The organism is Allobosea lathyri (assembly GCF_900108245.1).
Taxonomy (GTDB): domain Bacteria; phylum Pseudomonadota; class Alphaproteobacteria; order Rhizobiales; family Beijerinckiaceae; genus Allobosea; species Allobosea lathyri.
Window position 1 is genome coordinate 833,881 of the sequence record NZ_FNUY01000001.1, and the last position, 13,682, is coordinate 847,562.

Genomic DNA, 13,682 nt, shown 5'->3' on the forward strand with positions numbered 1-13,682 from the left:
CGAGTGATGGATCGCAGGACATTTCTGAAATCCGCGACGGGTGCCGGCGTGCTGGCCGCATCCAGCGGGCTGGCGATGCCAGCCTTGTCGCAAGGCGCGGCGGCCAAGACCCTGCGGTTCGTGCCGCAGGCGAACCTCGCCAATTTCGACCCGATCTGGGGGACGCAATATGTCGTCCGCAACGCGGCCGCGCTGGTCTGGGACACGCTTTACGGCATCGATTCGAAGTTCCAGCCCCAGCGTCAGATGGTCGAGGGCGAGGAGGTCTCGTCGGACGGCCTGACCTGGACCTTCAAGCTGCGCTCCGGCCTGAAATTCCATGACGGCACGCCCGTGCTCGCCAAGGACGTCGTCCAGAGCCTCAAGCGCTGGCAGGCCCGCGATCCGATGGGCCTGATGATCAAGGCGATCGAGAACGAGCTGGTGGCGGTCGACGATCGCAGCTGGAAGTGGTCGCTGAAGCAGCCCTACCCGAAGATGCTGCTGGCGCTCGCCAAGAACAACGCGCCGTGCTCCTTCATCATGCCCGAGCGCATCGCCAAGACCGATCCGTTCACGCAGATCACCGAATATGTCGGCTCCGGCCCGATGAAGTTCGCCCGCGCCGAATGGGTGCCGGGCGCCAAGGCCGTGTTCGAGAAATTCGCCGATTACGTGCCCCGTTCCGAAAAAGCGGACTGGCTCGCCGGCGGCAAGAACATGCTGCTCGATCGCATCGAATGGGTGATCATGCCCGATCCGGCGACGGCCTCGGCCGCCTTGCAGAACGGCGAGGTCGACTGGTGGGAGACGCCGCTGTCGGATCTCGTGCCGGTGCTCAAGGCCAACAAGAACCTGAATGTCGATATCGGCGATCCCCTCGGCAATATCGGCGCCTTCCGCATGAACCACCTGTTCCCGCCCTTCGACAATGTGAAGGTGCGCCGCGCGGTGCTGACCGCGCTGAATCAGGAAGACTACATGCGCTCGATCGTCGGCGACGACGACAAGCTCTGGAAGGCGCTGCCGAGCTTCTTCACGCCGGGCACCCCGCTCTACACCGAGGAGGGTGGCGATATCCTCAAGCAGCGCAATGTCGCGGCCGCCAAGAAGCTCCTGGCCGAGTCCGGCTACAAGGGCGAGCCTGTGGTCTGCGTCGTCGCGCAGGACATGTCCGCCACCAAGGCGATGGGCGACGTTACGGCCGAGCTCCTGAAGAGCATCGGCATGAACGTCGATTTCGTCGCCACCGACTGGGGCACGGTCGGCTCGCGGCGCGCCTCCAAATCGCCTCCGGGGCAGGGTGGCTGGAGCATGTTCCACACCTGGCATGCCGGCGCCGACTGCATCAACCCGTCCTCCTACACCGCGATCCGCGCCAATGCCGACAAGGCCTGGTTCGGCTGGCCCAACGTTCCCGCCGTCGAGACCGAGGTGACCAACTGGTTCAACGCCAAGGACGTCGCCGAGGAAAAGGCGGCGATGGCCAGGCTCAACAAGGCGGCCATGGAAGAGGTCGTCTATGCCCCGACGGGCTTCTACCTCGGCTACCAGGCCTGGCGGAAGAACGTCACGGGCGTGACCAGCGGCCCGCTGCCCTTCTTCTGGGGCGTCTCGAAAGCCTGACCTCGTAAACGGATTGAACGCGTCACGATGCTAGCTTTTATTGTCAGACGGATCATTACGACCATCCCGGTGATGGCTTTCGTGGCGCTTTTCGTCTTCTCGTTGCTCTATATCGCGCCGGGAGACCCGGCCGCCGTCATCGCCGGCGACCAGGCCTCCCCCGCGGATGTCGAGAAGATCCGGTTGAGCCTCGGGCTCGACCGGCCCTATCTCGTCCGCTTCGCCGAATGGTCCTTCAGGGTGCTGCAGGGCGACCTCGGCACCTCCATCTTCACCTCGCTGCCGGTGACGCAACTCATCGCCCAGCGCATCGAGCCGACGCTGTCGCTGATGGTGCTGACGCTGATCTTCGCGGTGACGATTGCCGTGCCGATGGGCGTCATCGCGGCCTGGAAGGCCGGAACCTGGATCGACCGCTCGGCCATGGCCTTCGCGGTGCTCGGCTTTTCCGTGCCCGTCTTCGTCGTCGGCTATCTGCTCGCCTATGTCTTCGCGCTGAAGCTCGACTGGCTTCCCGTGCAGGGCTACACGCCATTGTCGGAAGGCTTCTGGCCCTGGCTGCGCAACCTGATCCTGCCCGCTGTCACGCTCGGCCTGGTCTATATCGCGCTGATCGCCCGCATCACCCGCGCTACCATGCTGGAAGTTCTCCAGCAGGACTATGTCCGCACCGCGCAGGCCAAGGGCGTCGGCCAGCGCGAGGTGCTGTTCCTGCACGCGCTGAAGAATGCCGCGGTGCCGATCGTCACCATCATCGGCATCGGCATCGCCTTGCTGATCGGCGGCGCTGTCGTCACCGAGAGCGTCTTTGCCATCCCTGGTCTCGGCCGCCTGACGGTCGATGCCATCCTGAGACGTGACTATCCGGTGATCCAGGGCGTCGTCCTGATGTTCAGCCTGGTCTACGTGCTCGTGAACCTGGTCATCGACCTGACCTATACGCTCGTCGATCCGAGGATACGCTATTGACCACGCAGACCTCCATGTCGGCTCCGGCCGGCCTCGCCACCGCCCCTGAGGTGATCGCGCCGCTCGCCGGCCGCTGGACCCGGTTCTTCCGCTATCTGCGCCGGCACCCTTCCGTCGCCATCGGCGGCTCCCTCCTCGTGCTGATGGCATTGATCGGCATCTTCGCGCCCCTGCTCTGGACGGTTGATCCGACCGCGATCGCAACCTCGCGGCGCACCCGCATTCCCTCCGAACTCTACTGGTTCGGCACCGACATGCTGGGCCGCGACATCTACTCCCGCGTCGTCTATGGCGCGCGGGTCTCGCTGCTGGTCGGCTTCAGCGTCGCCATCCTCTCCTCGATCGTCGGGTTGAGCATCGGGCTCTTTGCCGGTTTCGTGCGCATCGCCGATGGCATCGTGATGCGCATCATCGACGGCATGATGTCGATCCCGCCGATCCTGCTCGCCATCGCCCTGATGGCCCTGACGCGCGGCTCTGTGCAGAACGTCATCATAGCCATCACCATCGCCGAGATTCCGCGCGTGGCCCGGCTCGTGCGTGGCGTCGTGCTCTCGCTGCGCGAGCAGCCCTATGTCGAGGCGGCGATCGCCAACGGCGCCAGGACGCCGCGGATCATCTTCCGCCACATCCTGCCCAACACTTTCGCGCCGATGAGCGTGCAGGCGACCTATATCTGCGCCAGCGCCATGATCGTCGAGGCCATCCTGTCCTTCATCGGGGCCGGTATTCCGCCGGCGACGCCGTCCTGGGGCAACATCATGGCCGAGGGCAGGGCACTGTGGCAGGTCCGGCCGCACATCATCCTGTTCCCCGCGATCTTCCTCTCGATCACCGTGCTCGCGGTCAACCTGCTCGGCGACGGCCTGCGCGACTCGCTCGACCCCAGGCTCGCCAAAAGCATCTGACGCGAGCGCATCTGACGACCGGCCCTGGACGCCTCGACAGGCAGTCCGTCAGAGCAACCCTACCCTCTCCCGCCGGCGCTTGACGCGCCGGCCATGCCCAGCCGAGCATCCCCACCATGCCTGACGCGCCATCCACCCTTTGCCGGGCCATCCTTTGCCGGGCCATCCTTCGCCGGCACACGCGAGACCTCCTGCGATGAGCCGCATCCTGACCGTCGCCGCAGCCCAGCTCGGCCCGATCCAGCGCGATGAAAACCGCGCCTCCGCCGTTGCCCGCATGATCGCGCTGATGCGCCAGGCCAAGGGCCATGGCTGCGATCTCGTCGTCTTTCCCGAGGCCGCGCTGACCGCCTTCTTCCCGCATTGGTGGATGGAGAATGAGGACGAGATCGACTCCTATTTCGAGAGCGCCATGCCCTCGAACGAGACCGCGCCCCTCTTCGCGGAAGCGGTGCGGCTCGAAATCGGTTTCCATCTCGGCTATCCCGAGCTCGCCTTCGAGGACGGCCGCAAGCGCCGCTTCAACACGGCGATCCTGGTCGACAAGACGGGCACGATCGTCGGCAAGTACCGCAAGATCCATTTGCCGGGGCATCCCGACCACAAGCCGGCCAACCCGTTCCAGAATCTCGAGAAGCGCTATTTCGAGACCGGCAATCTCGGCTGGCCGGTCTGGCGCACCATGGATGCCAATATCGGCATGATGATCTGCAACGACCGGCGCTGGCCCGAGAGCTATCGCACGATGGGCCTGCAGGATGTCGAGATGATCGTGCTCGGCTACAACACGCCCAAACACAATCCGCCGGCGCCCGACCATGATCGCCTCAGCAATTTTCACAACCAGCTCGTGATGCAGGCCGGCGCCTACCAGAACGCGACCTGGGTCGTCGGCGTCGCCAAGGCGGGGCTGGAGGCCGGCGTCGACCAGATCGGCGGCTCCTGCATCATCGCACCGACCGGCGAGGTCGTGGCGCAGGCTGTGAGCGAGGGCGACGAGCTGGTGATCGCCCGTTGCGATCTCGATCTCGGCAAAAGCTACAAGAACTCGACCTTCAATTTCGCCAGGCACCGCGAGCCGCAGGCCTATGGGCTGATCGTCGAGCGCAAGGGCGCGGTTGGGCCAACGTGAGTATGCGACTTGCCGGGAACAGGGGCAGGTTATATGTATATCCTAATGGGATATACGGAGGTGTCCGATGGTAGCGACCACAAAACTTTTCATGACCAACCGCAGCCAGGCCGTGCGCCTGCCTAAGGAACTCGCCTTTCCGCCGGAGGTGACCGAGGTCGAGATTATCAGACAGGGCTCGGGCGTTCTCATCGTGCCGAAAGGCAAAAGCTGGGACGACTATTTCGATCGGGGAACGCGGGCCAGCGACGACTTTATGGTGGAGCGCGTCCAGCCACCGGCCGATGAGCGGGAGCCGCTGTGACGCTCACCCATATGCTCGATACCAATATCTGCATCTATGTGATGCGAGATCGGGATCCGATTCCGAGGGACCGCTTCCTCGTCCTCGACGGCAAAATATGCATTTCGAGCGTCACAGTGGGGGAACTCGCCTATGGCGCAGAGAAATCGGAGCGCCGGCGTCAGAATCTCGACGAACTCGACGTATTCCTTTCGCGGGTCACGGTTCTGCCTTTCGACGAGGCGGCTGCGCGCCATTATGGCCAGCTCCGTACTGAACTTGAGCGGGCCGGAACGCCCTGCGGCCCCTACGACACCCAGATCGGCGCCCATGCCCGAAGCGAAGGCCTGATCATCGTCACCAACAACCGCCGGGAATTCGACCGTATGCCCGGCTTGCGCGTCGAGAATTGGGTCTGATGATGCCGCTTCCGTCCCGCAAATCCATTTCGAAGCCAGCCTGAGAGGACCCACCGTGACCCATGATCTCATCCTGAAGGGCGGCCGGGTCATCGACCCCTCGCAGAACCATGACGGCGTCCTCGACGTCGCCTTCACCGACGGCAAGGTCTCGGGCTTCGGCAAGGACCTCAAAGGCGCCACGGAAATCCGCGACGTCTCCGGCTACATCGTTTCGCCCGGCCTGATCGACCTGCATACCCATGTCTATTGGGGCGGCACCTCGCTGGGCATCGACGCCGACGAGTTCTGCCGCGCCTCGGGCGTCACCACCTCCGTCGACACCGGCAGCGCCGGGCCGGGCAACTGGCCGGGCTTCCGCAAGCACGTCATCGAGAAGAGCCAGGCGCGTATCCTCGCCTATCTCCACGTTTCGCATGCCGGCATCTATGGCTTCGACCATCGCGTCATGGTCGGCGAGAGCGGCGATCTGCGGATGATGAACCCGATCGATACCGTCGAGGTCGCCGACAAGAATCGCGATCTGATCGTCGGCATCAAGGTGCGTGTCGGCCTGCATGCCTCGGGCAATTCCAGCACCGTGCCGCTCAACATCGCGCTGCAGGTCGCCAACGAGGTCGGCATGCCCCTGATGTGCCATATCGACCATCCGCCTCCGTCCTATGAGGAGGTCATCAACATGCTCAGGCCGGGCGATGTGCTGACCCACGCCTTCCGCCCCTTCCCGAACGCCCCGGCGACCGCGCAGGGCACGATCAAGCCGGAGGTGCTGGCGGCCCGCAAGCGCGGCGTCATCTTCGACATCGGCCATGGCAAGGGCTCGTTCTCGTTCAAGACGACGCGCGCCATGCTGGCCAACGGCTTCGAGCCCGATGTGATCTCGTCGGACGTTCACAAGCTCTGCATCGATGGCCCGGCCTATGACCAGGTCACCACCATGTCGAAATTCCTCGTCATGGGCATGAGCCTCAAGAATGTCATCGCGGCCTCGACCGTGAATGCGGCGATGGCGCTGAAGCGCCCGGAATACGGCTCGCTCAAGGTCGGTTCGCTTGGCGACGCGACGATCCTGACGATCAAGGAAGGCAAGTTCGACTATGTCGACGTGGTCGGCGAGCATCTGATCGGCGACAGGAAGATCGCCTCCGAGGGCGTCGTCCTGAAGGGCAAGTGGTGGCATCCGAAGCGCTCGCGCAAATTCGCCGCCGTGCAGGGCTGAGCTGGAACGCGTAAATGCGACCGCGATGACGAAAGCAGCCGCAGCGGGGCAGGGAGCTGTCTGGCGTGCCATGACGCCGGCCGATCTGGCGGATGTCATGACAATCGCCGCAAAGGTTCACCCGGCCTATCCGGAGGAGGAGGCGGTCTTCGCCGAGCGCCTTCTTCTGTCGCCCTCCGGCTGTCTTTGCCTCGGGGATGGCGGGCGCCTTGTTGGCTACATCGTGAGCCACCGCTGGCGGCTCGGTCAGCCGCCAGAGCTGAACACGCTTCTGGGTGCCATCCCGGAGGATGCATCGAGTTGGTACATCCACGACCTCGCGCTTTTGCCGACGTCGCGTGGCCGAGGGGCGGCGGAGCAGGTGGTCCGGCGCCTTGCTGATCTGGCGCTGGAGGCGCGCTGCTCCAGCCTCTCGCTGGTCGCGGTCAACCAGTCGCTCGGCTTCTGGCAGCGCCAGGGCTTTCAGGCCGTGCAGGACGCCGCGCTCGACCGCAAGCTCGCAAGCTATGACGATACCGCGTGCTACATGGTGCGCGAACTGAATGCCTGACGTGAAACGCGCCGCAAATGCGGGCTGGATGAGGAGACGCCGATGAGCGCCGAACAGAAGTTGAAAGAGCTTGGCCTGGCCTTGCCGCAGGTCGCCTCGCCGATGGCGAACTATGTCCGCTTCAAGCGGGTGGGCGATGTCGTCTATCTCTCGGGCCAGGGCCCCCGCCTTCCCGACGGCACCATGGCGACCGGCAAGGTCGGCGGCGACGTCACCACAGCGCAGGCCTATGAGCATGCCAAGCTGGTCGGGCTCGGCCTGCTGGCGGCGATGAAGGAAGCCGCCGGCTCGCTCGACAAGGTCGAGGTCATCAAGCTGCTGGGCATGGTCAACGGGGTGCCGGAATTCGGCGAGCAGCCCCAGGTCATCAACGGCTGTTCGGATCTGCTGGTCGCGGTGCTCGGCGAGAATGGCCGCCATGCCCGCTCGGCCGTGGGCATGGGCTCGCTGCCCGGCAATATCACCGTCGAAATCGAAGTCATCATCAAGGTGCTGCCGTGACCGCGCTCGCAGAAGAAATCGCCCGCGTCTACGGGACGCCGGCCGTCGTCATCGATCTCGACAAGGTCGAGACCAATATCGCGCGCCTGCAGGCCGCCTGCGATGCGGCCGGCGTCGCCAACCGCCCCCATATCAAGACGCATAAATCGCCGGAACTGGCGCGCCTCCAGCGGGAGGCCGGCGCACGCGGCATCACCTGCCAGAAGCTGGGCGAGGCCGAAATCATGGCCGATGGCGGGATGGACGACATCCTGATCAGCTACAACATTCTCGGCGAGGAGAAGCTCGGACGCCTCGGCGCCTTGCAGCGTCGGGTCCGCATGATCGTGGCGGCCGACAACCCCGTCACCATCGCCGGCCTGCCGAGCGCGGCGGCGATCGCCGGGCGCGATCTCGAAGTCGTGGTCGAATGCGACACCGGCCGCAAGCGCGCCGGCGTGGAGACGCCGGCCGAGGCTGTCGAACTGGCGAAGATGATCGCGGGCTCGAAGGGACTGACCTTCGCGGGCTTCCTGATGTATCCGCCCGAGGATGGCTGGGAGCGCACGCAGATATTCCTCGACACTGCCAATGCCGGCCTGCGCGATGCGGGGCTGGAAGCCGGCATCATCTCGACCGGCGGCTCGCCCAATATCCCCAATATAGGCAAGCTGAAGGGCTCGACCGAGCACCGCGCCGGCACCTCGATCTTCAACGACAGGATGCAGGTCGCAGCCGGCGTCGCCAGCCTCGACGATTGCGCCCTGACCGTCTACGCGACTGTGGTGAGCCGGGCGGGACCAGAGCGCGGCATCCTCGATTCAGGCTCCAAGACCCTGACGAGCGACACCGGTGGCCTCGAAGGCCATGGCTACATCCTCGAATATCCGGCTGCGAAGATCGCCCGCTTTGCCGAGGAGCATGGCTTCCTCGACCTTGCGGCCAGCAATGAGCGGCCCAATGTCGGCGAGGTCGTGCGGATCATCCCCAACCATGTCTGCGTCGTCGTCAACATGGTCGACCGGCTGATCACCGTGCGCGGCGACAAGCTGATCGGAGAGCTGCCGGTGGCGGCGCGAGGCAAGCTGACCTGAGTATCAGGCTGGCTTGAGCCGTGCTCAAACCACGACGCTATGATGCCGCAAGGGCTCCGGAATTCTCAGTTCTGCAGAATTCTGGAGCCTTTCACGATCGAATCCGAAGCTTGCACGGGCGACCGAGCGCGATCTCCTGGCCGCCGCCAGCTTGATGCCGGCCTGGATCGTCATCGTTCCAGACCAGCCTTGCGCCAGGTCAGCCTTGCGCCAGGTCAGCCTTGCGCCAGGTCAGCCTTGCGCCAGGTCAGCCTTGCGGATGTCGCGCATTCCAGGCCGACGCGTAGTCCTCGCAGAATTTGTCGAGTTCGGCGCGATCGGTGAGGCCGGCGGGCCGGGCGCGCGAAGGCAGTGCCCGGTCGAAGGGGACGGCGCGCTGGTGCGCAAGCCGCCAAAGCCGGCGTAACTCGGCGAGCGGGTCGGCATGATCGTCGACGCGGATGTCGAAGCTCGGCACCGGTTCGCCGGCCCAGATCCGGATGGCGCAGGATTGCCGGCCGCGCTTGTCGCCGCCGGCCTTCTCGCCCGCTTCGAGCGCGACCAGCAGCCGCTCGTCGAAATCGAGCGCGGAGGCCGCGATATAGGCCTTCAGCGTGTCCTCCACGACCTGCGGGCCCGCGAGCATATTGCCGGCGACGGAGACCTGCGGCCCGTGCACCGCGCCGCACCAGTCGATGCAGGCCGAGCCGGTATGGGCCGCAATCCGTCCCTCGCGGTCGATGACATGCAACTGGCGATGGCCGCGGCCTTCATCGGCGGCCGTCAGCGTCGCGACGATCTCGACGGCCGAGCGCCCCTCCTGCAGCAGTCGCAGCCCGTCGACGCCATAGAGCGGGTTGACGAGGGCCTGCGTCGCGATCGCGCCGATCCGGCCGCCGCCATAAGGCACGCGCCAGCCGACGGCGAAGGCGCAGGTCGAGACTGCGACGCCGAAGGCGCCGGTTGCCGCATCGCGAGCGACGATGGACCATGTCATAGGCGCAGTTTCCTTACCGTCCAGCCGCGTAGGCCTGCATCAGACGCGGCGTCGCTGCGGCGCGCAAGAGGCCGTCGGCGCTCTTCTCTGCGGCAGTGAGCCGCCCCACCGTCCATTCCGGCGCGCGCTCGACGGCGTGGCCGCGCCGCTCCAGATCGGCCAGCGCCGCCTCGCCGATGCTCTCCTCGACCATCATATGGCCGGGCCGCGCCTCGCGCGGATAGAACGAGGAGGGGAAGTGCTGCGTGTGGAACAGCGGCAGGTCGATCGCTTCCTGGAGGTTGAGGCCGTGATGGACCCGGCGCAGGAACATGCCGAGCTGCCACTGCTCCTGTTGGTCGCCGCCCGGCGTGCCGAAGACGAGGCGCGGCTCGCCGTTCTCGAAAGCCAGCGAGGGCGTCAGCGTCGTGCGCGGACGCTTGAACGGAGCGAGCGAGGACGGCAACCCTTCCTCCAGCCAGAAGCTTTGCGCGCGCGAATTCAGCGGGAAACCGAGCTCAGGGATGACCGGCGAGGATTGCAGCCAGCCGCCCGAGGGGGTCGCCGCGATCATGTTGCCCCATTTGTCGATCACGTCGATATGGACGGTATCGCCGCGCCGCCCGGCCGCGACCATCGAGGCCATGGTGGGTTCGCCGACGCTGGCGCCGCCCTTACCCGACTGGCCGGCGATGCGCACGCCCGCCAGCATGCGCGCGACCTGATCCTCGAAGCCGGCGATCGTGCCCGGCCGCAAGTCATGCGAGGCCTTTTCGCTGATGAGGTTGCGCCGGCCGCGCGCATAGTCTTCCGAGAGCAGCGTCGTCAGCGGCACTTTCACGAAATCAGGGTCGCCGTAATAGGCCTCGCGGTCGGCGAAAGCGAGCTTCATCGCCTCGACGACATGATGGACGAACTCAGCGCTCGTCGGTCCCATCGCGGCGAGGTCGAAGCCCTCTAGGATCTTCAGCGTCTGCAGGAAGACGGGACCCTGTCCCCAGGGGCCGATCTTGAACACCTCCCAGCCATGATATGTCACGCTGGCGGGGGTCTCGTAGCTCGGCTGCCAGCGCGCCATGTCATTGGCGGTGAGCAGCCCCTTATGGCGCTTTCCAGACGAATCCAGCGCTTCGGTCGTGCGGCAGAACTTGTCCATCGCCTCGGCGACGAAGCCCTTGTACCAGGCGTCATAGGCCGCCTGGATCTGCGTCTCGCGATCGCCGCCTGCGGCTTCCGCCTCGCTCAGGATGCGCTTGTAGGTCTCGGCTGCCGCGGTGTTCCCGAACAGCTTGCGGCCTTCGGGAACCTTGCCGCCGGGCAGGTAGACAGCGCCCGATGTCGGCCAGTCCTTGGTGAACAGGTCGGTCAGCGTGCCGATCGTATCGGAGACGCGCGGCAGCATCGGATGCCCGTTCTCGAAATAGCCGATGGCCGGCTCCAGAACCTCGCGCAGGGGCAGGCGGCCATGATCGCGCAGCAGCGTCATCCAGCCGCCGAAGGCGCCGGGCACGACTGTCGAAAGCAGGCCCGAGCCCGGCACCAGATCGAGCCCGAGCGCCTTGAAGGCTTCGATCGTCGCGGCTTCCGGCGCCGGTCCTTGCGCGCAGAGGACTTCGACCTTCTTCGATTTCGCCGAATAGAACACCGCCGGCATGTCGCCGGCGGGGCCGACGAGATGCGGCTCGACCACCTGCAGCACGAAGGCGGCGGCCGCGCAGGCGTCAAAAGCGTTGCCGCCCTTTTCCAGCATGGCCATCCCTGAGGCCGTCGCGAGCCAATGCGTCGAGGTGACGACACCGAAGGTGCCGAGGATTTCGGGGCGGGTGGTGAACATGAGTGCAGTCCTGAAAAAAACGAAAGGCAAAAACGGGGTTGTGCCGTCATCCTGGACAAGCGGCGCAGCCGCGCAGATCCGGGATCCATCCTAGAGCGCGCCCTATGATGGATCCCGGCACTCCGCTTCGCTACGGCCAGGATGACAGAGAGTTGGCGGGTTCGCCGGCGAAAGATGCGTCATCTCACCCCTCCTTCGGGTCGAGCGCGTCGCGCAGGCCGTCGCCGAGCAGATTGAAACCGAGAACCGCCACGAAGATGGCGACGCCGGGCGCGACAGACATCCAGGGCGCCTGTTCCATGAAGTTCTTGGCGACATTCAGCATCTGCCCCCAGGACGGAGCGGGGGGCTGCTGACCGAGGCCGAGAAAGGACAGCGAGGCCTCCAGAATGATCGCCTGCGCCATGAACAGCGTCGACTGCACGACGATGGGCGACATCGTGTTGGGCAGCACATGCACGAACATGATGCGCAGGTCGCGCGCGCCGATCGAGCGCGCGCCTTCGACGAAATCCTCCGCCTTGACGCTCATGACCTGGCCGCGCACCAGCCGGATGAAGATGGGCACGGCCGAGAGGCCGATCGCGATCATCGCATTCGTCAGCGACGGCCCGAGGATGGCGGCAAAGGCGATCGCCAGGATCAGGAAGGGACAGGCAAGCATCGCCTCGGTCACGCGCGAGATCGCGATGTCGATCCAGCCGCCATACCAGCCTGCGAGCAAGCCGAAGGGGATGCCGATCGCCAAAGCGATCAGGACGGAGACGATGCCGGCGAGCAGCGAGGTCTGCGCTCCGTAGAACAGGCGCGAGACCTGATCGCGGCCAAGCTCGTCCGTGCCGAACCAGTAGAGTTCGGATGGCGGCTTGCGGATGGCGAGGAAATTCGACTTCAGCGGATCGGCCAGCGGCAGCAGCGGCGCAAGCACCGCCATCAGCACGAAGATGAGAACCACCGCCCCGCCGATCAGGGCCGAGCGATTGCGGAACAGCTTGGCCAGAGCGCTTCGGCGCGGGCGCGGCGCCGGCTCGATCGCGCCGGCCGGCGTGGCAGCCTCGAGGATCACATCCGCCATCAGCCGCTCCTCAGTCGCGGGTTGACGAGGACGTAGAGAATATCCGCCAGCAGGTTCATCAGGATGAAGCCGATCGCGGTGCACAGCACGACGCCCTGCACCACGCCATAGTCGCGGTTGAAGACGGCGTCGACGATGAGCTTGCCGAAGCCGGGAATGGTGAAGACCTGCTCGGTCAAGACCGCGCCGGCCAGCAGCTCGCCGAACAGCAGCGTCGACAGGGTGATGATCGGCACCAGCGCGTTGCGCAGGGCATGCCGGTTCACCACCGTATCCTCGTCCAGCCCCTTGGCGCGGGCGGTGCGGACATAGTCGGAGCGCAGCACCTCGAGCATCGCCGAGCGGGTATGGCGCATGATGAAGGCGGCAAGGCCGCCGCCGAGCACGAAAGCGGGCATGATCAGCCGTTCGATCGCGGCTTTTGGATCGACGAAGATCGATTCGAAGCCTGAGGCCGGCAGCAGCTTCCAATGCACGGAGACGACGAGGATCAGCATGATCCCGAGCCAGAAATGCGGGATCGACAGCCCGAACAAGGCGACCGCGCTCGCCGTATAGTCGGCCGCGGTGTCCTTGCGCCTTGCCGCGATGATGCCCGCCGGCAAGCCGATGCCGATCGCGACCAGCATCGAGGCGATCGCGAGTTGCACGGTGACGCCGAGCTTTTGCCAGATCAGTCCCAGCACCGGTTCGCCCGTGCGCAGCGAGCGCCCGAAATCGCCCTGCACGACCTGACCGAGCCAGGCGAAGAACTGAACGAAGATGGGATCGTCCATCCGGTAGATTTCGCGCAGGCGGGCGATCACCTCCGGGTCGCGTTCCTCGCCGGCTATGACGAGGAACGGATCCCCCGGCAGCGCGCGCTGCAGGGCGAATACGCCAAGTGACACCAGAAACAGCGTCGGCAGCGCGATCACGATGCGGCGGCCGATCAGGGTGAGCATGGCGGCCTTGTTCTCCTATGAGCCCTCATCCTGAGGAGCCGCGCAGCGGCGTCTCGAAGGATGCTCCAGATGGTTCGAGAGCCTCCTGAAACATCCTTCGAGACGCGCCTGGCGGCGCTCCTCAGGATGAGGGCTGAGGGTGGCTTTGGAGGTGACCCCAATCCCTTCCCCAGAAGGGGGAAGGGATGCGCGTTTGCCTGCATGGGCGCAGCGAT

At 65.5% G+C, this 13,682-nt stretch carries 14 protein-coding genes; 10 read left to right on the forward strand and 4 right to left on the reverse strand.

Annotated elements, in window-relative coordinates:
* Window positions 1-6 precede the first annotated feature (6 nt).
* The 10 genes from C4S73_RS03805 to C4S73_RS03850 all read left to right on the forward strand — a co-directional run bounded on the left by C4S73_RS03805 (window position 7) and on the right by C4S73_RS03850 (window position 8,659).
* Window positions 7-1,605, forward strand: coding sequence for an ABC transporter substrate-binding protein (locus C4S73_RS03805; protein ID WP_103871087.1), 1,599 nt, complete (start codon window positions 7-9; stop codon window positions 1,603-1,605).
* A gap of 27 nt (window positions 1,606-1,632) precedes the next feature.
* A complete protein-coding gene (locus C4S73_RS03810; protein WP_103871088.1) occupies window positions 1,633-2,574 on the forward strand; it encodes an ABC transporter permease in 942 nt (313 codons plus the stop codon).
* 14 nt (window positions 2,575-2,588) lie between these two features.
* Entirely contained in the window at window positions 2,589-3,482 is an 894-nt protein-coding gene (locus C4S73_RS03815) for an ABC transporter permease (RefSeq protein WP_103871089.1), read from the forward strand.
* Window positions 3,483-3,678: 196 nt separating this feature from the next.
* Window positions 3,679-4,614, forward strand: coding sequence for an N-carbamoyl-D-amino-acid hydrolase (locus C4S73_RS03820; protein ID WP_103871090.1), 936 nt, complete (start codon window positions 3,679-3,681; stop codon window positions 4,612-4,614).
* A 67-nt stretch (window positions 4,615-4,681) separates the two neighbouring features.
* Window positions 4,682-4,918: a type II toxin-antitoxin system VapB family antitoxin gene (gene vapB / locus C4S73_RS03825; protein ID WP_103871091.1), complete on the forward strand. Its 237-nt coding sequence runs from the start codon at window positions 4,682-4,684 to the stop codon at window positions 4,916-4,918.
* Between the two features lie 11 nt (window positions 4,919-4,929).
* The gene (gene vapC / locus C4S73_RS03830) at window positions 4,930-5,316 is read left to right on the forward strand and encodes a type II toxin-antitoxin system tRNA(fMet)-specific endonuclease VapC (protein WP_103871092.1); all 387 of its coding nucleotides are present in this window, start codon (window positions 4,930-4,932) and stop codon (window positions 5,314-5,316) included.
* Between the two features lie 55 nt (window positions 5,317-5,371).
* Window positions 5,372-6,535 carry an amidohydrolase/deacetylase family metallohydrolase gene (locus C4S73_RS03835; protein ID WP_103871093.1) on the forward strand — a complete coding sequence of 388 codons (1,164 nt, stop codon included), beginning with the start codon at window positions 5,372-5,374 and terminating at the stop codon, window positions 6,533-6,535.
* Between the two features lie 25 nt (window positions 6,536-6,560).
* On the forward strand, window positions 6,561-7,085 hold the full coding sequence (locus C4S73_RS03840; RefSeq protein ID WP_103871094.1) for a GNAT family N-acetyltransferase: 525 nt from the start codon (window positions 6,561-6,563) through the stop codon (window positions 7,083-7,085).
* A 42-nt stretch (window positions 7,086-7,127) separates the two neighbouring features.
* Window positions 7,128-7,586 (forward strand): RidA family protein, encoded by a 459-nt coding sequence (locus tag C4S73_RS03845; protein ID WP_103871095.1) that lies wholly within the window; start codon window positions 7,128-7,130, stop codon window positions 7,584-7,586.
* Window positions 7,583-8,659: a D-TA family PLP-dependent enzyme gene (locus C4S73_RS03850; protein ID WP_103871096.1), complete on the forward strand. Its 1,077-nt coding sequence runs from the start codon at window positions 7,583-7,585 to the stop codon at window positions 8,657-8,659. Before C4S73_RS03845 ends, C4S73_RS03850 begins: the two co-directional genes overlap by 4 nt.
* 247 nt (window positions 8,660-8,906) lie before the next feature.
* On the opposite strand, the gene C4S73_RS03855 is transcribed toward C4S73_RS03850, so the two are convergent.
* The 4 genes from C4S73_RS03855 to C4S73_RS03870 form a co-directional block, all read right to left on the reverse strand.
* Window positions 8,907-9,635: a DUF1028 domain-containing protein gene (locus C4S73_RS03855; RefSeq protein WP_103871097.1), complete on the reverse strand. Its 729-nt coding sequence runs from the start codon at window positions 9,633-9,635 to the stop codon at window positions 8,907-8,909.
* Window positions 9,636-9,648: 13 nt separating this feature from the next.
* On the reverse strand, window positions 9,649-11,448 hold the full coding sequence (locus tag C4S73_RS03860) for a gamma-glutamyltransferase family protein (protein WP_103871098.1): 1,800 nt from the start codon (window positions 11,446-11,448) through the stop codon (window positions 9,649-9,651).
* A gap of 184 nt (window positions 11,449-11,632) precedes the next feature.
* Window positions 11,633-12,523 (reverse strand): ABC transporter permease, encoded by an 891-nt coding sequence (locus tag C4S73_RS03865; RefSeq protein ID WP_103871099.1) that lies wholly within the window; start codon window positions 12,521-12,523, stop codon window positions 11,633-11,635.
* Complete coding sequence (locus C4S73_RS03870) at window positions 12,523-13,467, reverse strand: ABC transporter permease (protein ID WP_103871100.1); 945 nt, start codon at window positions 13,465-13,467, stop codon at window positions 12,523-12,525. The genes C4S73_RS03865 and C4S73_RS03870 overlap by 1 nt, the downstream gene beginning before the upstream one ends.
* Between the last annotated feature and the right edge of the window lie 215 nt (window positions 13,468-13,682).

Excerpts from the sequence above, each read along its gene's own strand:
- C4S73_RS03810 (WP_103871088.1), top strand. The coding sequence starts at position 1,633 with ATGCTAGCTTTTATTGTCAGACGGATCATTACGACCATCCCGGTGATG.
- C4S73_RS03820 (WP_103871090.1), top strand. The coding sequence starts at position 3,679 with ATGAGCCGCATCCTGACCGTCGCCGCAGCCCAGCTCGGCCCGATCCAG.
- vapB (WP_103871091.1), top strand. The coding sequence starts at position 4,682 with ATGGTAGCGACCACAAAACTTTTCATGACCAACCGCAGCCAGGCCGTG.
- C4S73_RS03805 (WP_103871087.1), top strand. The coding sequence starts at position 7 with ATGGATCGCAGGACATTTCTGAAATCCGCGACGGGTGCCGGCGTGCTG.
- vapC (WP_103871092.1), top strand. The coding sequence starts at position 4,930 with ATGCTCGATACCAATATCTGCATCTATGTGATGCGAGATCGGGATCCG.
- C4S73_RS03865 (WP_103871099.1), bottom strand. The coding sequence starts at position 12,523 with ATGGCGGATGTGATCCTCGAGGCTGCCACGCCGGCCGGCGCGATCGAG.
- C4S73_RS03845 (WP_103871095.1), top strand. The coding sequence starts at position 7,128 with ATGAGCGCCGAACAGAAGTTGAAAGAGCTTGGCCTGGCCTTGCCGCAG.
- C4S73_RS03815 (WP_103871089.1), top strand. The coding sequence starts at position 2,589 with ATGTCGGCTCCGGCCGGCCTCGCCACCGCCCCTGAGGTGATCGCGCCG.
- C4S73_RS03860 (WP_103871098.1), bottom strand. The coding sequence starts at position 11,448 with ATGTTCACCACCCGCCCCGAAATCCTCGGCACCTTCGGTGTCGTCACC.
- C4S73_RS03855 (WP_103871097.1), bottom strand. The coding sequence starts at position 9,635 with ATGACATGGTCCATCGTCGCTCGCGATGCGGCAACCGGCGCCTTCGGC.
- C4S73_RS03870 (WP_103871100.1), bottom strand. The coding sequence starts at position 13,467 with ATGCTCACCCTGATCGGCCGCCGCATCGTGATCGCGCTGCCGACGCTG.
- C4S73_RS03840 (WP_103871094.1), top strand. The coding sequence starts at position 6,561 with ATGACGAAAGCAGCCGCAGCGGGGCAGGGAGCTGTCTGGCGTGCCATG.